Genomic DNA, 23,628 nt, shown 5'->3' on the forward strand with positions numbered 1-23,628 from the left:
TCCTTATACCCCTACGGAAATTTCTACGGCCCGATCCGCATCCTCTCGGCCATAGATATCTTCAAACCGTACAATATCATCCTCTTCCAGGTAACCGCCATTCTGTAGTTCAATAATTTCCAGCAATAACTTCCCAGGATTTTCTAGACGATGCTTTGTCGTTTGCGGAATAAACACGCTTTCATTCTCATGTACCATCTGTTCTGTTTCCCCAATGGTCACCTTCGCGGTGCCACCGACGACGATCCAATGTTCACTGCGATGGTAATGCATCTGTAAACTGAGTATCTGCCCCGGGTTGACAGCAATTTTTTTCATTTGATATCCTCGTCCGCCGGACAGCAAAGAATATTGTCCCCAAGGCCGAAATACTGTGGTATGTTCGTCAGCTATCGTCCGGCCATCTGCCTTGATCTGGTTCACCAGATCCTTTACCTTCTGCGACTCACCCTTTTTGGCTACCAGAATCACATCGTCCGTCTCTATTACCAGCAAATCTTCCAGTCCGATGCCGGCAATCAGACGACTTTGTCCCATCATCAATGTATTCTTACAATCAAGTGAAATACAGTCCCCTTCAAAGGCATTACCATCCGTATCTTTATCCAAAATGTCATAGATCGCATCCCAAGACCCGATGTCGCTCCATTTCGCACAGAGTGGCAGCAATACCACCTGCTTGGATTTCTCGATCACTGCATAATCAATCGAAATATTGGGCATTTCTTCAAAATTTTCTAGTATTTCATTCAGGCTCTTGTCAGCAAGATCATAAATATCCGGCTGATGAATCCGCAGTTCGTTCATCATACAATTGATGGTGAAGGCAAACATGCCTGAGTTCCAATAGTAATTACCGGCTGCAAGGTATCCTTCTGCGGTGATCTTATCCGGTTTTTCATGGAAGGAATTTACTGCAAAGCCACTGCCAAAGGGCGGCCCGACCTGAATATAGCCATAACCTGTTTCTGGACAATGAGGTTCTACCCCAAAGGTCACAATCCTATCCTGGTTTGCCATGCCCTCCGCCAAATGCGCAGTAGAAGCAAAGGCCTCTACCGGACTGATGACATGGTCTGAGGGCGTTACTAACATCACCTCATCCAATCCGCATCCCAGCCGGTCAACACAATACCGAAGTGCCAAGGCAATAGCCGGCGCAGTGTTCCGTGCCAAAGGCTCTAAAAGAATATGCGCCTGACCCGCCTGGGCGGCGACCAGCTCAGCTCTTACGTGGTAAGCATATTCTTGATTGGTAACGATAACCATATCCGCCGGTTGAACCAGTACCAGAAACCGCTCTATGGTCTGTGTTAGAAGAGATTTGCCGCCATTAAAGTTTAGAAACTGCTTAGGGAATTTTGTCCGCGATAGGGGGAATAGACGGTTTCCCCCGCCACCCGCAAGGATAATTACCTTCATCTGAGAATCACTTTCCTTTCCAAACCGACGAAATCTGTTTTATATTTTGCCAAGGCCAGATTGGCGATACAGTACCCAATGATACTTTCGGCCCCCTGGTTAAAGTTGAAGCCTTTAGCGGTGATGCCATCAAGACATCCTCCGGTCTCCCCATCAATCAGGCCTTCGTTTTGAGAGTTATTTCCCAGATACCAGGCAAAACTCTGTTGGGCCAGTTCCAACATCCTCTGCTCGCCGGTGGCTTCATAGGCGGCCAAATGAGCCAAAGCAGCGGTGCTTGCCTCGAGAGGCTGCTCGTCATACAATGTCGGTTTCGAACCTCGCAGCAGCCATCCTTTGCAGCCAACCGCCCGAAAATAACCGTCACGAAATGAAATCTTATCAAAAAACTGTAAACTCTCTTGCGCTACACGAAGCATATGCGCTTGTCGAAGCCGCCTGTAAGCTACAAACAATGCCCACGGTAACACCGCATTGTCATAAGTAAGGCTGTTCTCAAACCATTGCCAATCCTTATCTCCGGCATCGTGTTCAAAACGACTGATCAGGGAATCAGCTAATCCTGTCAGGAGAATCTCGGCTTGGGAACCTTCAATATGGCCAAGACCTATCATCGCATAGGCTTGGCCGCGCAGTCCGAAAAGGTTATTGATATTGGGCAGGGCCTTAAGTATTGCAGCGGCACAGGCTTCTTTAATGCCATGAGGCATTACTGACGAGGCTTGTGTAAAACTGAGAGCCCATAAACAGCGGCCAAAACAATCCTCAGATCCTTCCTTTTCCGTGAATTGACGACCGTATGTCATAAAATTCCTGAATACTCCGTTTTCATTCTGAGCATGCAGTATGAATGCCAGATAGCGGTAGACAAGCGCCAGGTAAGTGGTTTTCTTGCCTTGCTCATAGAGCATCACCGCCATGATCAGTGCCCGGGCATTATCGTCCGTGGTGTATCCCTCCGTTAGGTTGGGCAGGCTAAACCGCGCATGTTGGAACATACCTGTGTCATCGGTCATTCTGAAAATATGTGCATCATTCAACGTGATTGCAAATTGATCCATTTATCCTACCAGCACTCCTCGCCCCATCGGTTGATCCATCGTTTGATCTATCTTTGTCTCCATCGCTGCCTCCATCATGTTGAAAGCCAGCTTCGTATAGCGCCCGGCAACCTTAGCCCAAGTCATCGTCTGTCCGACCGCAAAGGTCTTTCTTTCCATTTCTTTCTTTCGCAGGGGACTCTCAAGTACATCTCGGATGCATGACGCCAGAGAGTCGGAATCACTAAATTCGGCGAGCATTCCCCGGCCATTTCCAAGCAACTCCTGGGCATACCGGTACGGAGTCGATACGACAACCCGCCCGCACCCCACGGCATACGCCAATGTCCCGCTGACTGCCTGCTCTTTAGACAGATACGGCGTCATATAGATGTCCGACAGTTTGAGGTAAGTCATGACTTCTTCTTTCGTTAGATACTTATCAATAAACCGTATATTATTCCCTACACCCAGGCGCTGTGCCAAAGTAATCAGACTTTCCCGATAACTTTCGCCATTTTGCGCCTTGACGCAGGGATGCGTTTTACCCAGAACAAGGTACACCAGGCTTTCATGTTCCGACACAACTTTGGCAACAGCTTCTATCCCATATTCAAGCCCCTTCGCCGGGCTTAGGAGACCGAAACTGCTGATGACCTGTTTGTTTTCTAAGCCATGCCTAACTTTTAGCTCTTCCCGCGACTTAATAATCAGGCTTGGAACTCCGTGGGCAATGACCGTTATTTTACTCGGCTCGATGCCGTACGTTCTTATCAACAACGGGACCGCGCTTTCTGCCATCGTCACCACCATCGCGCTGAGTCGACCAAGCTCATGCAAAACTATCCGTTGTTTTGGGGATGGGTTCGTCAGTACAGTGTGTGTCGTGATGATAAAAGGTATTGTCAAATTCTTGGCTAGATCCAGAATGTATTCGCCACACTCCCCGCCAAATATGCCATATTCATGCTCAATAACCAGCAATCCGGTATGCGTGTTTGCCCAGCGGGCAGTCTGGAAATAGCTGGCGCGGTCGTGTTGACTCAGTTTGGCTGCCACCCGCGAATCCTCATATTCTTCCGTATTCGTGACCGCAATCACGTTCGGTCTGAATGAGCCTATTTTATCGATTTCGTTCATCAAGTCCTCCGTAAATGTGGCCAACCCACATTCTCGCGGCGGATATGTGCTTAAAAATGTCAACTTCCTTGTTTGGTATGTCTTTTCCATCTTCATGATCTCCCTTTTTTCTTTTTTTGTTATCATTCATATCATTTTTGCCGGTAATTCTATCCTCTTACATCATTTCCTCAAAGCATGTCTTCTCAACAAATATCCATTTCCCTCGATTCCGGACATTTTCGAATGTATTCCAGTATGTCGTTGATAGATGCCGTAGCCAAAGCAATGCATGTGTCCGCCCCCCCGTAGTACATTTTTAGCAGTCCTGTCTTATCGTCCAACACCCATCCACCCGCAAAGACCACATCGGCTACATCTCCCTGCCGTTCATACTCCTCTACCGGGCCAAAGACCCATTCATCGCTCCGATGCAACACTTTAAACGGATCGTCTAAGTCGAGCAGGGCCAAGCCAAGCCGGTAAATTGCCCCGGCAGCGGTCTGGCGCACCCCATGGTATAACATAAGCCAGCCTTCAGCTGTTTCCAAAGGCGTAGCACTAAGACCAATTTTACTGCCATCCCACCAGCTGCCTCGGCGGGCGTACATCAGCACGCGGCTATTGCTCCAATGAACCAGATCGTCGGAATACGACAGCCAGATGTGCGCCCCTGGTACGTAGTCAGTGACAATCGGCCGGTGAATAAGCGCCCATTTCCCGTCTACCTTGCGCGGAAAAAGTGCGGCATCTTTGTCTTCCGGCGGCATCACCGATCCAAGCCGCTCGAAATGAATAAAGTCGTCCGTTAGCGCCATCGCCACGAGGGGCCCACCACGGGAAAATGCAGTATAGGTAATAGCCCATTTGCCTAATTCATCGAGCCTAGTAATCCGCGGATCTTCAATCCCCCACAGTTCTTCAGGATGGTTGTCCGGTTCCGGCTCCAGCGTCGGTATGTCGTCAATTTGCCAGTTTCTAACCCCGTCTTCGCTGATGGCCTTGGTAAAGTGAGAAAACCCCCGTCTATCCTCCACTCGGGCAAGCAGCAAAATTTTGCCCTGAAAATGAGTTACCCCTGGATTGAACACTGTATTTACGGGATATGGCCAGCTCTTGGCTGTTAATATCGGGTTGTTCGGATTCCGTTGGAAAAGCTCTTTATAGGTATTGTCCTGACTTTTTAGCTTAGTCACAAATTTATTATTATTATTGATAATAAGCCTCCTAAGTGATTAATCGGCGCTGCCGACCGGTGCGTTTGAATACTAATTCCGGTGAATAGGAAGCAGCAGAATCCCTGATGCAATTCCTATTCCACATGTTCTTCACTCTGCAGATTTATTAAATTCTTTAGAAATATTTTTGGTAGTTTTATGAATATCCTTTGTGATTTCCTGGTATCCGCTCTTAAAGTCCTTTTTTACACTTTCCGCTTTTCCATGAAAGTCTTTAATGACATGAATTACTTCCTGTGCAGCATGAGCCGCAGAATCCTTTACTAGCTCTACCTCCTTCTGGGCAATATCCATATTTGTTTCGGCAGTTTTATGAATTTTCTGTGTTACATCATGATAACCGTCCTGAATATCATTTTTTACATCTTCCGTTGTTTCATGAACGTCTTTGATGACATTACGTACTTCCTGCGCAGAATGAGCTGCGGAATCCTTCACCAACTCTACCTTCTTCTGGAGCGTATCCTTGATATTTTCTACAGTCTTAACAACATTTTTTTCATATTTTCACGTGTTTCCTTTCCTGATTTTGGAGCAAATAGAATGGTTTATTCACTTTTTACTAAAGCCGCTGAGACGATATAGCGATCTGGAAAATAGCCAGGAGTATTGAATGGATAACATGTGGTCATCGTCAGCACGGCATGGTCGGTAGGTACGATCACTGTTTTGTCGTCTTCATGGACGATTCGCGTGTCATTCACCTCATAGGTAAATGTACCGGCCGAAGTTTGCACAATTAGCTGATCCCCAATCTTCAGCCGGCCTATTTGTCTGAAGACCGTTTCTCGATGTCCGGAAAGAACACAATTATCTTTTTCCCCAGGAAGTACGCTTTGAATGAAGTGTCCAACGCCTTTTTCCAATTCCTTCACATCAGTACCTTGGTAGATGGGCCATTTCAGCTTTAAGGTCGGAATCGTCAGGATCCCAATATTGTCACCCTCCGCAGGATATACAGGGTAAAGGATTTTATCTGGTGCAAGCAGGACGAGGGAAGGAGCCGTTTCCACCGGTGCCACCGAGGCCACGGCATAAGAATTGGATGGTACCCACATACGAAACATTGCCCAAAAGATACTTCCTATCCCCAAACCCATAAATCCTATGGATAGAGCGGTAACCAAGATAAAATTGCTCCGTGATCGTTTTACATTATTCATAACGCTTTCTGTTTCTCCAGCAAATGTCTCCGACCAGCGTTAGAACAGCGCCGATAATAAGCACCTCATACAAAGGAGTGGACGTTTTCGGGAGCTGCCCGCCGGTAACAGTATTGGTGACCGTTACTATGACCGTTGCGAACGCGACATCGGTTGCCGTCATACCATTTGCGCTGCCTTTGACAGTGGCAGTGTTCATCGTGGTTGCACTGAGATTCATCTTGCTGGTGTAGATCCATGTCTCATTGGCTTGAAGCAGGTTGTCATTGTTGACGTCACCGGAAACATAGTTCACGGGACTGACCATATCATCGCTGACACTAACTTCACTTAATGCAGCTGTGCCGGGGTTGGTTACTTTATAGGTGTATGTGACCGAGCCCTGTCCCGAAGTCAATGCCAGCGGTTCTGGTGTCTTTACTACGTTGATTAATGGCGGAACAGTTGGTGTGCCGGATACAACAACTGTTACTATCGCGATATCGGTTGCTGACATACCATTTGCGTTGCCTATGGCCGTGGCGGTGTTTGTCGTGGTTGCGCCGAGATTCGTCTTGCTGGTGTAGATCCATGTCTCATTGGCTTGAAGCAGGTTGTCATTGTTGACGTCACCGGAAACATAATTCACAGGACTCACTTTATCATCGGCGACACTAACCGCACTTAATGCGACTGTGCCGGGGTTGGTTACTTTATAGGTATATGTGACCGAGCCCTGTCCCGAAGTCAATGCCAGCGGTTCCGGCGTTTTTACTACGTTGATCAATGGTGGGTAGACCTGAACCGATTCGTCGCCCCCCGATCCGCCCCCGTTACTGCTAGGCGTATAGGTATTCGTAATGGCAGCTGTTGCCGTAGCTCCGTCTAAGACAGGAATCGTTGTTGTCGGGAGAATTTGATTCGTCCAACCAAGTCCGAGATTATCCTCGGTGATGGTATAATTACCAGTGGGAAGGTTCTCCCAAGTCTGAGTCCAGCCATTGACTGCATTGAAGGTTTTGGGGGATTGACCGTTGATTCTAATTACGACGGGAGAAGGAGTCGTCGATGCACTAAAGACCTTGGTAACTCTCAGCGCCCCACAAAACCCATTTGTAATGGTATTGCTGTCTAGCGTGACTGCGCCATTTCGTGCTAACAACTGCCCTTGCACCGTTGCACCGGTATTCGCTGTGATGGATGTCAAAGCGAAGATGTGTCCCACGAAATGAGAGGTCGTTCCTAATGTCGCGGAGCTTCCGATCTGCCAAAAGGTTCGGCAGTAACGAGCACCGTTGATGAGGTTAATATCACTGCCTGATGCTGTGATAAGCGTGGCGCCCACCTTAAATATGAATACGGGATCGGTTTCACCCAGGCCGTCGAGAGTAAGCGTTCCCGTCAACTGAGCCGATGTGCTAAATGAGTAGACACCAGGGGTGAGTGTTAATCCGCCTAGATCCTGACCAGTCAAGTCCACATCGACCGGCCTACCGAAGGCGTCATTATATGCGGTTGTCAGGGCGTCCTGAGCCCCACTTGCTAAAGCATCAGCCGCATGTATTGCCCCATTTGACACTATCCCAGGCGGAAATCCAGTGACTGCAGAGCCCGGAGACAGCCCAATATTTCCACCTGTATTGGTGATAACATCTCCGTTGATTGTGGTCGATCCGGTATTGCTGATTCCTGAGCCGGCTAAAACCGCAAAACTGGAGGCATTTCCAAGATTCACTGTCAGCGGAGTAGGGGCTGCTATACTCATTATAGGTACCGCCATCATCACTACGAGTAATAGCGCAAGTACGAATGGTATCAATCGCATTTTATTAAATATTCTCATCAATTTCTTTAATCCTCTCTATTCTCAACTTTTCATGAACGTGCACCATTCATGCTCATTATAATCTTTTTGCTTTTTTAAAATATGATTGATGATCGCTGATTAATTGGGCGCCCTAGACACTTTTTATAATAAACGGCTTTCCGTGTTGTTTTTAATGTCCTTTGTGCAGCGGGTTGTTCGGATTCCGTTGAAAAAGTTCTTTATTATTGCAGATAAAAAAAATCTCCTAAGTGATTAATCGGCGCTGCCGACCGGTGCGTTTGAATTCGCACCTGACTTTGAGATCTCGCAACAGTATGTTTTTTTGTCAGCGCTCCTCTCAAGTTAGCGCTAGCGGCTTGTGCCATTATTGTAATCCGCTTTGTGTCCTTAATTATTCGTTGGCTAAGTGCTCCAAATTTACATATTTATATTGTCACTATCAATTTTTTCAAGATAGTATTTATATTCAGTAACTTTTTGAACATAGTTATCACTCTCATAAGTGTCACTATTTTCCATAAAAACTTTGCAGCCTTCAATTCCTCTTTGTTTGGACAGCAACATTAGATTAAAAACAATCTCATCAGGAAATCCTTGCTCCGTCCAATAATCTCTATAATAAGCCAGTTTTTCAATGACTGCTTTGATGCTGTCAATTTGCATATTATTGTCGCCTTCTATTTGGAAAACTGCCAAAACCAACTCATACGACAGTTTATTCTTCTCACATAATTTCCAAATATCACGCTGTGTGTTTTCTGGAATAGGTATATTATAAACAGGTACTTCATAACCGATAGCAGAGCTTTCCGCTGCCTTTGGAACGACGAGAGGACAAATAATCAATATGAGGATAACAAGTGTAATAAGGGATAATAATAGATACTTAACCAATCCTCTTTTAATCTGCATAATTCTCGCCCCTTGTCTATCAATTTAACAATGATTTCCTCTGCATATGGTATATACGCTAACTTAACTAGGTATCACGCATTACACTTGATCCTTATTCTGACTTCTCGTAAAGATAATAATTAGTTTAACTATTCCCCAAGCTACCAGGGCATAAACAATCATTGCAATCACTGTACTTGGTTCTAATACTGCATTGGTCTCAATGCCTTGCGTTGCCGCCGATCTAAAAATAGCTGTAAACGGAACTAAAAACACCTGTGAAAGCGAATAAATGAAAGATACAAAACCACTATTCGGGTTAGCCCCTAGAATCTTAAACACCAAGCGAAAAGCAAGCAAAATTTCTAAAATACCCAAGATATAATAAACTATTCTTCTTGCTGTTAAGCTTTCTTTACTTTTTCCTCTATTGGGTCTATTGATGATGTCAACACTCATTTTTTCAATCCTCCATAAATTTCTAAAGTATTTTACTAAATCCATTCTTGAAAGTTACTGTGATTTCAGCTTTGGTAGAGCTTAATTATTACTTGCTGAACATCGGCTGCTGTCGCATCCGTTAATCCGAATCCTACGGTATATCCTTTTACTATACCTAAATTTACAATTTCTATTTGCTGGACGAAAGAGAGCGACTGATTATTCGAATTACTTCTTCCAGTATATGTAAATAATTTGCGATACTGGATGTTTCCTTCTGGTATGTTGCTAACGTTTCATTTATTCCGGAACCAATATTTTCTATCACGACATTTGTTGTTTCAAAGCTTCCTCTGGCCGCATGAGTAGCCTGCTCGACTTCTTGTAGAATCACCGGAACCGAGATTTTGAGCTTATCAGTCGTATCTCGGGCATTATTACTTATTTGTTCCGCATTCTCCAGTATTCCCGGCATTGTTCCGATACTCTGATTGATAAACTCCTGATTGGTTTCAAGCAGAGAGCGTAAGACACCCACCGCCTTTTTGATGTCCCTGAGAATAGGAAGCAGCAGGATCCCTGCTGCAATGCCTATTCCACAAACCAAAAAAATAATTAGGTTCTGTAAAGAGAATTGAATGATCATCGTATGTTCCTCACTCTACCTTTTTATTAAGTTCATCCGAAATATTTTCGGCAGTTTTACGAATATCCTGAGTGATTTCATGGGAACCATCTTTAATGTCCTTTTTTATATTTTCATTTTTCTCTTGAACGTCTTTGATAACATTCCGTAATTCTTGTGCAGCATGCGCGGTGGAATCCTTCACCATCTCGACCTTCTTCTAAACCGTATCCTTGATGCTTTCTACAGCGTTAATCGCATTATTTTTTATATTCCTACGTGTTTCCTTTCCCGATTTTGGAGCAAAAAGAATTCCTGTTGCAACACCTACAGCAACGGCTGCACCCATTCCGACAGCGATCTTCTGTGCCGCCTTTACTCTCTCTCTCTCTCTCTTCTCTTTGTTAACCAATAATAGTAAATCTTTAAAAATCATTTTTACCTCCATATTATTTTTAATTTAATTGTTTATATTATTTAGAATATTATGAATATTTAAGATAAATTTCTTGGTAGAAACTGGAGCGTCTTTAAATGTCACATATCCATATTTAAAAAATGGCGACTCAAAATTCATTTTTTGAGTCGCCATCTCATCCTATGAACTTGATTCTCCCATAACTACCATTACCTGTATCATTCTTTAATCAACCCTGAATTTTATTTGCTTATCCCAAATCTGCGGCGAGGATATTCTAGAGCATACTTAACGATAATATCTATTGGTTCATTCTTCCAGATCATTCTTTAAATTACTCATGGAGTACATTTTCCTAACTCCCTCTTTTGGCAAAAAATCAATAACTTTAGAAATATCTTTTTCTTCAAGACTTTCCATGTACTCAATGAGTATTGATAGCCTTTGATATTCCGTGATAGAAAACAATACTGCATCGGGCTGATTGTTTTTTAAAACAAATACTTTACCTAAATTTTCTGCTTTTTCTCTGCAACTTTTATAATTCTTTATCATTTCAGAGTTGGATACAATTGCTTTTGCTGGAATATTCATACGGGTTACTACTTACCCCCTAGCTTTTTTTATGCGTTTAGCTCACCTTGAGTATATATCAATTAGTGTTATTTGTCAATAAATAATTCTAATAATATTTATAATAATTTTTATAATTTATTGTCTGATGCTTAACAAAAACTTCTGTAGCTTTACCATCAGGATTCTCTATATTCTCCACATTACGTGAATTGCCAAAATGTTCCAGTACTGTTTCATTATAGAAAACGGCATATTACACCCCTCCTGTTTTTCCTAAAGGACTGATTCTTCTCGAGTTCCTCTATGACCTTGGCTAAAGTATCCACAACATGGCTGATTTCTTCCATTGTATTATAACGGCCAAAGGTTTCTCGAATCTGGAATCCCTTTGGAAACATTTCTTATCATTATTTGACTGATAAATCCTGCAGCACCTCCTTATCCAATTTCAAAAGAATAACAACGTCTATTATTCAACAGTTATTGCACTTACCGTTGTGTTCGTCAGTCCTGCTTATAGAACTCCCTTTAACAAATCAATAATAAGCAAAATCCCTGCTATGGCCATGACTAGAACGATGACCCATCCTAAGATATTACTTATTCTCTTGTTTACATACTTACCCATAATCTTGTTATTATTAGCAATCAATATGATCAGTGTCATCAATGGTGGTGCTGCTAAACCATTTAAAACCGCTGAATAATATAGCGCCTTAATCGGGTCAATCCCCAACCAACTAATCACCATGCCAATGAGTGTAGAGACCACAATAACCCCATAGAATCCCGGGGCAAGTCCGGCTTTTTTACTTAACCCCTCTTTCAAGCCAATCGTCTCAGCAACGGCATAAGCCGAAGAACCGGCTAATATCGGAACTGCCAGCAATCCTGTACCAATAATTCCAACAGCAAACAACAGATAAGCAAAATCACCGGCTAATGGCCTCAATGCCTCAGCTGCTTGTGTTGCCGTTCCAATATTGGTAATACCACTGGCATGTAGCGTTGCTGCCGTGGTAATGATGATAAAAAACATGATTGCCTGAGAAAAAAACATCCCTACGATGGTATCCAAATCCATATTATTAACGTTTATCCTGGACACCACAGGTTCTTCAACGCCCATATCTGAAATTGTACCGTCAAAGATTTCCTCCTCAACCTCTTCTGATGCCTGCCAAAAAAATAAATACGGGGATATCGTGGTTCCTAAAATTGCCACAATATTGAGCAGATATTCTCTTGAAAAATGAAATTTTGGGAACACCGTGTTTTGTATTATGAGTCCCCAATCCAGTTTAATGATTAAGGCTGTCAAGACGTATGCCAACAGTGTCAAGGCCAGATACTTCAAAACTTTAGAATAGGTTTTGTAGGTTACAAAAATCTCCAAAACAATGATCAATCCTGTCATGATGCATAGCCAAAAAAGGATAGGCAATCCCAGCAGCATTTGCGCCGCAGAAGCCATCGCTCCCAGATCCGCGCCAATATTAATTGTATTCGCAATCACTAACAAAGAAACCGATAAATATAACACCGGTTTAGAGTAATGGGCCAGAATTACACCGGCCAGCCCTTTTCCGGTTACCATTCCGATACGGCCGCACATTTGCTGAATAACAACCATAAAAGGGAAAGAAAATAATGCCAGCCAAAGCTGGCTGAATCCGAATATCGCGCCTGTCTGTGAATAGGTAGCAATTCCGGAGGGGTCGTCATCAGCCGCGCCGGTGATAAAGCCAGGGCCAATTTTTTTAAATAACCTTTTCAGGTAGTTCAACATATGTACCACCTATAATTAATAATAGAGAGTGACGTACCTTAGCTAGATACTCACCCCGACATTTGACACGGCTCCATAATAAACTACCAAGTATTAGTATCTAGTTAAAGTATTTCCACTCTCATAAGTCATTCTTCTCCCATTCCGCAATGAATTTAGCAAGCTCCTTTTTCATTACAGGTATACGGCTGCCAGCCACGCCGCAGTTCAAACATATGTTATTTTTAAACCCTTGTGCGGTGCATTTATTAGAGACTTCCTGAGCACATCCATAGTTAGCGCACTCTTTGCACTTGAAAATAGGGTTTTTACAGAGATGTTCAGATTTTTCGCCCGAACATCTTGCAACATTATATTTTTCTTCTTCAGACATTTGAATCGGACGTTTTTGATTTAGATAGCCGCCTCTCGCCCAATAGATGTTTTGATTTGGAACTACTCTTTGCCCTTCCATAATAAACTCTCCTCTGTAAAAGTTTCATTTCCCTTTATTTCTTTTATCACTGTATGTTAAATTGTCGTGAGCATATTACACAAAACCTAATTTGTTGATTTGAGTCCATTCAAATCTTATTTTTTTACAAACATGAGTTATATTTACTTATTACATCTTAATCTTATATCTATAAAAATTATTTGTCAACTAATTGTTCTAATTATATTTTGAATTATTTTTTTAATAATTTTCAACATTTTGTTTCAATTTAACAGCTTACGTGATATGATGAGCACCCTAGGAGGAAAACGATTTCAATTGAAAATAATGAATTGTAGCTACTTTTTATACTCAAGGGTTGGGCAGATCTGCGTATGAGTCTGTTCAGCAATGGAAGCTAAACAGCGCAAAAATAAGGAGGTTATCAATATAAAAAATCAAGACACCAAAATTTTAGTTACAGGCGATATATGTATCAACACACTGTTGTGGAGTACATCTCCACAGGAAAATGATGGTTTGAACCGGCAAAATAATAATCTTCATAGTATATCAAAGCCAGGAGAAGCATTGCTTTTGGCCGAAATGACCACTTTAGCGACAGGAAAGCAAATTATTTCTCCATCTATTCCCAAGGACATCGGCTCTTTTACGAATCAGTTTTTACACTCATTTGTTGAGATCGAGCCTTTCCCCTCTTCTGCCGGCAGTAAAGAGGCTAAGGTCTACAGAGTGAGCAGATTTATGGGGTTTGCTGGCAAGGAAAGTGAAAAGCCGGTGCTGCTCCCTATTGATACCTCAGATGCCCAAACCGTTATTATAGATGACGAAGACAATGGTTTCAACAATGATGACAGCTACTGGCCGTTAGTGATTAAAGACACGGGAAAAACACCTATTATTCTTTATAAAATGAATAATCCAATTGGAGGAAGCGCACTTTGGCAGCACTTAGAACAGCATCAATTTGACAGGACTATCGTCATCATTAATGCCGACAACCTCCGTTCAAAAGGTGTCAATATCAGCAAAAGCCTATCTTGGGAAAAAACGGCGCTTGATTTTGTCTGGCAGCTTAGCAATAACCCAAACCTGTCCTTTTTGTCAACATGCAGACACCTTGTTGTCCTCTTTGGACTGGAAGGCGTTATTTATTATAAAAACGACGGTATCCCCGAAGCCTACTTATACTTTTTGCCTTACGAGTGCGAGGGGGATTTTATGCGCAACAACCTTGGGAAAATGTTCGGGATTACTTCCGTTTTTGTCGCGGGGCTTTCGGCAGTCATTGCAGGTGGAGAAGCGACTGAGCTTTCAACCCTCATTTCCCAAGGCATTCACGAAGGGATGATTGCAATCAGAAAATACTTTGATTTTGGTTTCGGGGAAAATCCGGATTGTTGTCTTTTTCCAAATCCTTTAATATTTGAGCGAAACTCAAACGATACGACTCTTCTGGAATATGTTCAGGATGTAAAGATTCCCAATATTTTAAACAGAGACCATCAGGACAGCTGGTTCATCTTACAGGGAAAAAGCTCGGCGAGTATTGCGCAAATGGCCTTTGACCTGGTTAAAAACGGAGAGGAAAACGTCCTTAAGCATATACCTACCGCTAGATTTGGCAAGCTGAAGACAGTCGACAGGACCGAAATTGAGAGCTATCGGACAATACACAATTTGATTTCGGAATACATCTCATCCAAGAATGTCACCCGCCCCCTTTCCATCGCTGTTTTTGGAACGCCCGGTTCGGGGAAATCCTTCGGACTTACAGAAATGGCCACCAGCACCTTCCCCGAAGACATTCAAAAGATAAATTATAACCTTTCCCAATTTCAATCACCGCTTGAACTGCAAAAGACATTCCACAAAATCAGCGATATAAATCTTCTTGGAAAAATTCCGCTGATTGTATTTGATGAATTCGACTCTTTCTTTGGAGGAAACCTCGGATGGCTCAAACATTTTCTGTCGCCTATGCAGGATGGTGTTTACAGAGCTGAAGAAACCTTTCATCCGATCGGAAGGGCGATTTTCGTTTTTGCCGGTGGAACCAGCAGCTCCTTTTCTGAATTCTGCGGAGAGAAAATCGAAGACGAAGATGAAAAGCGGGTATTTTTAAAAGAGTTTAGGTCTACTAAGGGGCCTGATTTTGTTATCCGTTTGAGGGGTTATATCAATATACTCGGTCCCAATCAGAGCGATGATAACGACCAACTCTTCATGATTAGAAGGGCTATGCTGATGCGTTCATTAATTGAACAAAAGCTTCCTCACTTAATCAACGAAAATGGAGAGGCACAAATAGACAACGATGTTCTTCGGGCAATGCTCAAAATACCAAGGTACAAGCATGAGTCAAGATCGTTGGAAGTAATTATGGATATGAGCATTCTGACGCATGCAAAAAAATGGGTGCAATCATTTTTACCTCCAAAGGAACAGCTCAAGCTTCATCTTGATGAAAAATTGTTCTTGAGGTATATGATGCACGATGCTATTTTTGGTGAAAAAATCGATACGATTGCTCAACTTATAAGAGGAAAATTCAATGTTCTGGAAGGTGCTGTTTCTGTTAACGGTGACGATATTTCCTTGCCATGGAAGAAGCTTTGCGAACCGCAAAAAAACTTTTATAGGGATCACATTAAAAATATCCCTGAGGCACTTTTGCTAATACAATACGACGTCATGTATGTTGATGATAAAACAGAGAATTTGGTTTTTTCGGAAGATGAACTTAAAGTACTTACCCAATTTGAGTATAAACGCTGCAAAAATTATATACAGGCAAAAGATATAAGCTCCGGACATGCCTGTGTACTCTCCACAGAGGAAGCCAAAACACAGATTTATCAGATGATCAGTCTCTGGTCCGCTGCTCTTGCCGAGTCAAATTTCAAGTTGGAAAAGCTCAAATTTGTAAACCAGTGCAATATGTTATAAAACAAACCTTTTCAAAGTCAGTACTGTTTTCATTTTTATAAGGCTCAATATCCCGAATATTTCAAAGTACATCAGAACTACACTCTCTACGTGCCTTGAGGATACAAAATTGATGTCGCTTAATGCTGTTGGCCCCTTGGCGGAAGCATGATTCTTTTAGATTTTTAATTGAAATACACTTTTATTCTCTATCTATTGTTCATTTCTCCATCTATTGTTCATTTGTGATATGCAGAATTTTTCAAATCATCATTACAGAATTTTTTTGTCAATATTCCCGAATCGTCTTCATAATCAACTTTCGATATAGGCTATTCCTATTTTGCATAATAGAAATTGTTCTTGATTAGCTCAAAATAACTGTCAAACTCTTTTGCATACTACATCTGCGTCAAGTACATCCCGGTTTTTCAAAATCGCTGCTGGCCACAGGAGGGATATACAAAGTGGCTTAGCTGAGTCGCAAGGATATTTCTTGATATTTTAAGTGTATAACAGTTTAGGATAAGGTCATTTTTCTTAGACATGTTTTCACCTCCCCTATGACTTATCCATAAAATATTGCGAGATATATTTTAGAAAGGAGAATCATTTTGGCAAATCCACTTGATCCAAACACGATACCCAAATTTGTAAATCAATTGGTTGTTCCCCCGGTCTACGAACCAACTGTGGTTAAATGCCCTAAAACCGGGAAAATTATAAGTCATGATTATACCGTAACAGTCAGCCAGTTTAATCAGCAAATATTACCGCAGGGTTTCCCGGAAACCACTGTGTGGGGTTACGGCGGTCAGGTTAAAGACCCTCAAACAGGCGAAATTATTCCCGATTTCCGCTTCTCTCCCGGTGCTACGTTTGAAGCGGTGCGCGACATTCCTGTGAATGTACAATGGGTAAACAATCTTACCGGTCCCCATTTGCTTCCGGTTGATCCGACCCTGCATTGGGCCGATCCCAATGGTATGGGTATGCCTATGCCCCCATTTCCACCCTTCCCTCCCGGTTTTCCTTTGGCCCAAAGTCCTGTTCCCATTGTTACCCACCTGCATGAAGGCGAAACCGAATCAGCTTCAGACGGTCATCCAGACGCATGGTTTACAGCAGGAGAGGTGATAAAAGGGCCCGCCTTTGTCAAATCCCTTTACCACTATTTCAACACTCAACCACCTACAACATTATGGTACCACGACCATGCTCTGGGCATAACCCGTCTCAATGTTCTTATGGGACTTGCAGGTTTCTACCTGTTACGTGATCCTCATAATCCCCTCGATAAACACAGGTCAGTTTTACCGAAAGGCAAATTTGAAATCCCAATAGCCATTCAGGACAGGTCATTTAACACCGACGGATCACTTAATTACCCCAATGTCGGTGTCAACCCTGATATTCATCCCTATTGGGTACCGGAGTTTTTCGGTGATACAATTATGGTTAATGGCAAAGTCTGGCCTAACCTGGATGTGGAGCCAAGACAATACCGCTTTAGAGTTCTAAACGGTTCTAACGCCCGGTTCTACAACCTGACGTTTTCCAACGGGATGCCGTTTGTTCAAATCGGCACTGACGCTGGCTATCTGCCAAGGCCCGTTCAATTATCCTCTTTGCTGATTGCCCCAGGCGAGAGAGCGGATATACTTGTGGACTTTTCATCATTATTACCTGGTACGAAACTAATTCTAGGCAACGACGCTCCAACACCCTTCCCAACAGGGGATCTGCCCGATCCTCTTACTACAGGGCAGGTAATGCAGTTTACAGTTCTCGCCAAACCTGTTGTTGTTCCTCCCCGACTTCCGCGTCGCCTGAATTTTATAACGCCTTTGTTCCCAAACGCCAAAAAGCGAACGCTTGTGCTGGTTGAAGTTATGGGGCCAAACGGTCCTGTAGAAGTACTATTAGACGGCCAAAGATGGAGCGCTCCTATTTCCGAGCTCCCATTAGTCGGATCGACAGAAGATTGGGAATTGGTTAATCTTACAGCAGACACTCATCCTATTCATTTGCACCTGGTCTCATTCCAGTTAGTAAGTCGTCAAGCGTTCCTTGCTACTCAGTATACGAACGATTGGATAGCTCTAAATGGTATGCCGCCGCTCGATCACCCAACCAAGGTACTGCCGGTAAAACCTTATCTACTGCAAGGTCCTGTTGGTCCTCCTGCAAATGAGAAAGGTTGGAAAGATACAATCAGGGCTAACCCTGGCGAAGTAACCACTATCCGGGTTCGGTTTGCTCCCCAAGATGCTTCGATATTTACTTTTCCCGGGCTCAATCTTTATCCGTTTAACCCTTCAAAAGGACCCGGATATGTTTGGCACTGTCATATTCTTGAACACGAAGATAATGAGATGATGCGGCCATTGAAGGTCAGAACAATCTTTCCATTTTAACCATAAACACTTAGGTAACGTTATCATTGCTTTAACAATTATGCACCTCCTCTTTTAGCAAGGGGGTGCTATTTTTTTCTTTGATAATACTTCAGCAGCGGTATGGGGGTCTATTTTCTTTCCATGTGGTTTTATAGCAACAATTCGGAGAAGGTTTAGGTTTTCACTCTCATCCGGGATTTATCTATGTCTATACAATACGCTTAGTCGTTTTTCGACAAAAGTACGCAAATTTCGACATGTTGCGTTTGAGAAAACATATCGACGGCTCGATTCTCTTAATAAATCAATATCAAGAATGTGATTCGGTTAATACTTTGGTGTATTTACACAAAAAACTTGTTGAAAAATAGTGTAAAACGCATATAAAAACAGTAAGCCCGCATGAATAGCGGGCTTTTAGACGAATTTTGGTGGAGATGATGGGATTCGAACCCACGACCTCTTACATGCGAAGCAAGCGCTCCCCCAGCTGAGCTACATCCCCACTGTTTTAAAATGAAAAACAATTATTCAATTCACACGACTATTATTATACTGAATAATCCTAATTTTCGCTAGAGTTAGATAAATAAAAATTATGATTCCGGAACTGTTTTTTGATAAACACTTGATTCTGACGAGAAACGCAGATGTACTGAACTGTATCCGGCAACATTTAAAGGAAAACAGCAGGTCAGCGTGGAATATATTACCTCTTCAATGCTATAACTATTCTATTACACTCGGAGGATGAAAACATGCGTAAACGTCAAGGCCCCTTGTTCATTCTGCTTACTTTGATCCTGACCTTTATCTTTTGGTCAGTCAGCGAACCATTAAAGGATGTTACCCCAGTCAGACAATACTCCGAGATGGCTGCTTCGCTCATGCTGGTTTGCTTTGCCTGGGTCAATTTTATTTCAACCCGTCATCCGCTGCTGGACTCCCTGTTCCATGGCCTGGACAAAAGCTACCTTTACCATAAAGTTTTAAGTATCACAAGTGTTCTTTTGATCTTTGTGCATCGATTCATGCTCGACGCAGGTAAGGGAAATCATTATGGGGAGAACAGGGCGAATTTAGGACCGGGTCCAAATGGTCTGAATGGTCCGCCACCGGGGGCGGACCATGGTCCGGAGCTTTTTTCCGGCATCGCTAACCTGAGCATGCTGCTTTTTATCGTCTTAATCCTGCTTGCCCTGTTCACCTGGAAAATGAATTATGAGAAATGGAAAAACATCCACAAGCTCTTTTTTATTCCTTATATGATCGGAATCATTCATTATTACGGCAGTTCGGACTATGCCGTTACAGGCTTAAGCGCCCTGGGGCTGTGGCTGAATCTGGTCAATCTGGTCGGTCTGACTTCGGCAATCTACAGTATAGGATTTTACGAAAGAACAGCATTTCAGTTCGGCTATGTGGTAACGAACATCCGCACGGTCGCCAAAGATACCCTTGAGATCACCGGCAAAGCCTTTAAAAAAGGAATCCGCTATAAGGAAGGACAATTTACTTTTATCAAGTTTACCGAGGAAGGCAAGCAGTTTCCTTCTCATCCGTTCACGATAAGCCAGTCTTTCCGAAAGAATGAGATACAGTTTGCGATCAAGGCTTTGGGAGATCACACCTCTGCTTTACTGGAAAACGTTCAGGAGGGAGATACTTTTGCCGTAACCTCCCCCCATGGCCGCTTCGATTATAAGGCCGGATCAAACCGACAGGTCTGGCTGGCGGGCGGAATCGGCATTACGCCATTCCGCAGTTTTTACCAGTCTGCGATCCCTCCGCAATATTCCATTGACCTGTTTTACTGTTATAACAACGAGGCCGAAGGACCCTATTTGGATGAAATAAAAACCCTTGCAGCCGGAAGCGGTATTCGCGTGCATCTGCACGATCTTCAGACGAAAGGGTTTCTGAATGCCGAAGATATTTGCGAAGCGGTGCCCAAGACCGAAACTGTTGATGTCTATTTCTGCGGTCCGGAACCGATGAGGATCAAGCTGGAAAGAGAATTAAAGACCTGCGGCCTGTGTATCGGACATTTTCACTACGAGTTTTTTCAGTTCAAATAGGCGAGGAGCAGCGACGATCATGGATGATCTAATGCTGCGATGCCATGGATGGCTAGGAGCAGCCGACGCCCAAGTGTTCCATCAAGCCGAAAAATTTTCCCTTCCATTTTGCTTACCGGCATGACTTCCATCAGGGAATTGGTAAGGAAAATTTCATCAGCATTCAATAAGTCTTCAGGATAATAAACGCCTTCACTGAACGGTATAGCCAGCTCAATGGCTTTTTCTATCACAATCCTTCTTCTGATACCGGCCAGGCAGCCGCTTTCCAGGGAAGGCGTATAAAGATGCCCATTCTTTACAAAGAAAACATTGCTTCTAGTCCCCTCAATTATCTGGCCCCTGCTGTTCAACCAAATCCCTTCAAACGCACCACCGCCCTGCACCGCGCGCAGGGCAGCGGCAGTATCCAGAAGATCTGCAGATTTAATGTAGTTGAGCGGTATAGGGTCAACCCGGTGCTCTGGCATAAACAGGACCCGGACACCCTCTTCATATTGTTCACGAGTATAGGAAACTGCTCTAGTGCTGAAAAGCCACTGGTTATTGTGATTATGATTTTGGCTTTGATCGGAAATCAGACTCGGATCTTTCCTGATTTCTGCTCTCAAAGCAAAAGGCCGCTGCTCAATTTTAGTTTCTTTTAGGTAAGTTTCGATCTTGTTCAGCCATTCATCATAAGCGGGAATGGTGATTCCAAGAAGCTTACCGCCCTTGCTCATCCTCTCCCAATGCAATCCAGGTACGGCGATCCCGTCGGCAGTAACCTTTATCGTTTCAAAAATACCGACAGGCTCAATTTTACCGAAGCTTCTGTTTTTACTTTTCTGATTTCCCATCAAGCTTAACCCCCAAAACTTCCAGAAGCCTTCCCGCTTTATGGATCGTTTCTTCATATTCTTTTTTGGGGATCGAATCGGCAACAATCCCTCCCCCGGCATGAAGATACGCCGTTTTCTCTTTCAGCAGAATGGTCCGGATCACAATATTCAAATCCCAGGCCCCATCGAAGCCTATATAGCCGATACTCCCAGTGTAAATACCCCTATTGTACGGTTCAAGCTCATCGATGATTTCCATCGCTCTGATTTTGGGCGCACCGGTGATCGAGCCGCCCGGGAAAATGGCTTTGATCAGTTCTTCCGGTTTTAAGGATTTCTTGAGTTTCCCAACGACTGTGGCAACAAGGTGCCAAACAGTCGGATATTTTTCCAGAGTCAGCAGTTCTGTGGTAAGCACTGATCCAAACTCACAGATCCTTCCAAGGTCATTGCGTTCGAGATCGATGATCATGGTAAGTTCAGCCCTGTCTTTTTCACTATTAACCAGCTTATCTGCAAGTTTCTGGTCTTCCTCCGGAGTTTCCCCCCTTGGCCGGGTTCCCTTGATTGGACGCGTTTCAATATTTCCGTCCGGTGTAATCTGAATAAACCGTTCGGGAGAGGATGACAGGATTTGAAAATCGGGATACGGCAAGAACGCAGCAAACGGAGCAGAATTCTTGCGATGAAGCTGTTCATACAAATCCCAGGGATCTCCTTCATACCTGACACTGAACACCTGAGTCAGATTCGCCTGATAAATATCACCGGCATAAATGTAATCAATGACCCGCTGCAGATCCCTGTAATATTGTTCCTGGGAGACAGCTTTATGGATTTCGGCAAAGGAAATACCGGAAACAGCTAATTCATTTCCCGCACAGGAGAGCTCCGCTGAACTATTAGCCAAATATTTTTCCTCTACATAATGCTGGAGAAGCTTCTCCAGTTTATCAAGTCTTTCCCGAGCAAGAGAGGGGTCGCAGCAGCCCTGATCCGTCATGCCGCAGGCCGTCAGACTGTAAGTCTCCGTTGCGTGTTCGTAGACAACAATCCCATCATACCAGGCCAGCCGCCAGAGCGGCATTCCAAGGTCATCTTTGACCCGAACAGGCAATTCTTCAATTTCATTTTTCAGATCGTAGCTGAAGTATCCGACAGCCCCTCCGGCAAACGGAAAAGGTGCCGCGGAAGGAGCCTGATATTTCAAGACATAGTCGTTCAAAGTTGTAAGGCTGTACTGCCCTGCAGAATAAGTGATCAGTTCCTCATGTTTACAGTTCTTTGCGATAGCATACCGGTCTTTATAAGCACTGATCTTTATAAAAGGATCCGCCCCGAAATAAGAATACTTCCCCAGCTCGGCATAACCGTCCCCGCTGTCCAAGAAGAAAGGATCTCTGGCATTTTTAAACACCTGAAGCATCTCGAACGGCTTTAGATTCGTAATAAAAGGTCTAACCTGCCAGATATTCTGCTTGGTTTTATCTTTATCAGGCGTTCCCTGTGTTTCTGATATTTCTAATCCTAGTGTTTCCAATGACTTTACTGATTCCGGTATTCCTGGTTCCTGAATTGTTTGTAGCATTACTGATGGTTTTGATGCTTGAATCATCTTTAATTCGCCGTGTTCACTGAGCCACCTGCGGGCATCCTGTACTGCGTTCCGCAGCATTTGATGACCGTTTTCTGTAAGAATAGCCTCCGGATGGAACTGTACTCCTTCAATCGGCAAATAGCGGTGACGGATCCCCATCACCTGACCGTCTTCTGTTTCCGCGGAAATAATAAAGTCAGCAGGTATACTGTTTCTGCGCAGGGCCAGAGAATGGTAGCGGGTTACCGTAAACGGGCTGGCAATATCTCGGAATACGCCGGACCGGTCATGCGTGATGCTCGATACTTTGCCGTGAACCGGCGTCTTGGCTCGGACAACTTCAGCCTCAAAAACCTGCCCGATCGCCTGATGGCCAAGACAAATGCCCAGCAGCGGAATTTTTCCCTGAAAATGCCGGATGATTTCCAGCGCAAAGACCGCTTCATTCGGTGAGCAGGGACCCGGAGAAATCACAATAAGCTCCGGTTCCTGCTGTTGGATCCAGGCAATCGTACACTCCTCAGGACGCCGAGCAAGTACTTCCTCGCCGAGATCTCCGAAATACTGATACAGATTATATGTGAATGAATCATAATTATCCAAGATGAATATCACCTATAATTCTCCTTTGCTGATTGTCAATAAATAGTTAAATTATGCCGAAATAACACATTATTCAGGTAGAGATAATATATCACAGATTCCGTGGTTTTACAGCCTTACTCTAAAAAATTATTAATTAAGACACACCTAGGAATAGCTGTACTCGTAGAACGCTCTTCGAATAACCACACAAATAATAAGACTAGCCCAAAGACAACTCTAGGATAAGAAAAG

The 23,628-nt window shown here is 43.5% G+C and carries 20 protein-coding genes and 1 tRNA gene; 3 read left to right on the forward strand and 18 right to left on the reverse strand.

Annotated features, from left to right (window positions below; genetic code table 11):
* Window positions 1–3: 3 nt before the first annotated feature.
* The 15 genes from NC238_17405 to NC238_17475 form a co-directional block, all read right to left on the reverse strand.
* Window positions 4–1,422, reverse strand: coding sequence for a mannose-1-phosphate guanylyltransferase/mannose-6-phosphate isomerase (locus tag NC238_17405; protein MCM1567687.1), 1,419 nt, complete (start codon window positions 1,420–1,422; stop codon window positions 4–6).
* Window positions 1,419–2,483: a glycosyltransferase gene (locus tag NC238_17410; GenBank protein MCM1567688.1), complete on the reverse strand. Its 1,065-nt coding sequence runs from the start codon at window positions 2,481–2,483 to the stop codon at window positions 1,419–1,421. The genes NC238_17405 and NC238_17410 overlap by 4 nt, the downstream gene beginning before the upstream one ends.
* Window positions 2,484–3,692: a glycosyltransferase family 4 protein gene (locus NC238_17415; GenBank protein ID MCM1567689.1), complete on the reverse strand. Its 1,209-nt coding sequence runs from the start codon at window positions 3,690–3,692 to the stop codon at window positions 2,484–2,486.
* Window positions 3,693–3,787: 95 nt separating this feature from the next.
* A complete protein-coding gene (locus NC238_17420; GenBank protein MCM1567690.1) occupies window positions 3,788–4,798 on the reverse strand; it encodes a glycosidase in 1,011 nt (336 codons plus the stop codon).
* A 111-nt stretch (window positions 4,799–4,909) separates the two neighbouring features.
* Window positions 4,910–5,257: a hypothetical protein gene (locus NC238_17425; protein ID MCM1567691.1), complete on the reverse strand. Its 348-nt coding sequence runs from the start codon at window positions 5,255–5,257 to the stop codon at window positions 4,910–4,912.
* 110 nt (window positions 5,258–5,367) lie between these two features.
* The gene (locus tag NC238_17430) at window positions 5,368–5,886 is read right to left on the reverse strand and encodes a class D sortase (protein MCM1567692.1); all 519 of its coding nucleotides are present in this window, start codon (window positions 5,884–5,886) and stop codon (window positions 5,368–5,370) included.
* An 88-nt stretch (window positions 5,887–5,974) separates the two neighbouring features.
* Entirely contained in the window at window positions 5,975–7,726 is a 1,752-nt protein-coding gene (locus NC238_17435; protein MCM1567693.1) for an ice-binding family protein, read from the reverse strand.
* Between the two features lie 480 nt (window positions 7,727–8,206).
* Window positions 8,207–8,701 (reverse strand): hypothetical protein, encoded by a 495-nt coding sequence (locus tag NC238_17440; protein MCM1567694.1) that lies wholly within the window; start codon window positions 8,699–8,701, stop codon window positions 8,207–8,209.
* Between the two features lie 81 nt (window positions 8,702–8,782).
* On the reverse strand, window positions 8,783–9,142 hold the full coding sequence (locus NC238_17445) for a YggT family protein (protein ID MCM1567695.1): 360 nt from the start codon (window positions 9,140–9,142) through the stop codon (window positions 8,783–8,785).
* Window positions 9,143–9,314: 172 nt separating this feature from the next.
* Complete coding sequence (locus tag NC238_17450; GenBank protein MCM1567696.1) at window positions 9,315–9,770, reverse strand: hypothetical protein; 456 nt, start codon at window positions 9,768–9,770, stop codon at window positions 9,315–9,317.
* Window positions 9,771–9,780: 10 nt separating this feature from the next.
* The gene (locus NC238_17455; GenBank protein MCM1567697.1) at window positions 9,781–9,957 is read right to left on the reverse strand and encodes a hypothetical protein; all 177 of its coding nucleotides are present in this window, start codon (window positions 9,955–9,957) and stop codon (window positions 9,781–9,783) included.
* Window positions 9,958–9,969: 12 nt separating this feature from the next.
* Window positions 9,970–10,185 (reverse strand): YtxH domain-containing protein, encoded by a 216-nt coding sequence (locus tag NC238_17460; GenBank protein MCM1567698.1) that lies wholly within the window; start codon window positions 10,183–10,185, stop codon window positions 9,970–9,972.
* 291 nt (window positions 10,186–10,476) lie between these two features.
* On the reverse strand, window positions 10,477–10,761 hold the full coding sequence (locus NC238_17465; protein ID MCM1567699.1) for a hypothetical protein: 285 nt from the start codon (window positions 10,759–10,761) through the stop codon (window positions 10,477–10,479).
* A 496-nt stretch (window positions 10,762–11,257) separates the two neighbouring features.
* Window positions 11,258–12,532 carry a divalent metal cation transporter gene (locus NC238_17470; protein MCM1567700.1) on the reverse strand — a complete coding sequence of 425 codons (1,275 nt, stop codon included), beginning with the start codon at window positions 12,530–12,532 and terminating at the stop codon, window positions 11,258–11,260.
* 121 nt (window positions 12,533–12,653) lie between these two features.
* Window positions 12,654–12,986 (reverse strand): hypothetical protein, encoded by a 333-nt coding sequence (locus NC238_17475; protein MCM1567701.1) that lies wholly within the window; start codon window positions 12,984–12,986, stop codon window positions 12,654–12,656.
* Between the two features lie 567 nt (window positions 12,987–13,553).
* On the opposite strand from NC238_17475, the gene NC238_17480 reads away from it, so the two are divergent.
* Window positions 13,554–15,917, forward strand: a complete 2,364-nt coding sequence (locus tag NC238_17480; GenBank protein ID MCM1567702.1) for a Ryanodine receptor Ryr — start codon at window positions 13,554–13,556, stop codon at window positions 15,915–15,917.
* A gap of 593 nt (window positions 15,918–16,510) precedes the next feature.
* Window positions 16,511–18,313, forward strand: coding sequence for a multicopper oxidase (locus NC238_17485; protein MCM1567703.1), 1,803 nt, complete (start codon window positions 16,511–16,513; stop codon window positions 18,311–18,313).
* Window positions 18,314–18,724: 411 nt separating this feature from the next.
* Here the strand turns inward: NC238_17485 and NC238_17490 are convergent.
* A tRNA-Ala gene (locus tag NC238_17490) sits at window positions 18,725–18,800 on the reverse strand.
* Window positions 18,801–19,053: 253 nt separating this feature from the next.
* Here NC238_17490 and NC238_17495 point away from each other — a divergent pair.
* A complete protein-coding gene (locus NC238_17495; GenBank protein MCM1567704.1) occupies window positions 19,054–20,373 on the forward strand; it encodes a ferric reductase-like transmembrane domain-containing protein in 1,320 nt (439 codons plus the stop codon).
* A gap of 17 nt (window positions 20,374–20,390) precedes the next feature.
* Here NC238_17495 and NC238_17500 read toward each other — a convergent pair whose 3' ends face one another.
* Window positions 20,391–21,212: an aminotransferase class IV gene (locus NC238_17500; GenBank protein MCM1567705.1), complete on the reverse strand. Its 822-nt coding sequence runs from the start codon at window positions 21,210–21,212 to the stop codon at window positions 20,391–20,393.
* Window positions 21,193–23,406 (reverse strand): aminodeoxychorismate synthase component I, encoded by a 2,214-nt coding sequence (gene pabB, locus NC238_17505; protein ID MCM1567706.1) that lies wholly within the window; start codon window positions 23,404–23,406, stop codon window positions 21,193–21,195. Before pabB ends, NC238_17500 begins: the two co-directional genes overlap by 20 nt.
* Between the last annotated feature and the right edge of the window lie 222 nt (window positions 23,407–23,628).

The sequence above is a fragment of the Dehalobacter sp. genome (assembly GCA_023667845.1).
Taxonomy (GTDB): Bacteria; Bacillota; Desulfitobacteriia; order Desulfitobacteriales; family Syntrophobotulaceae; genus Dehalobacter.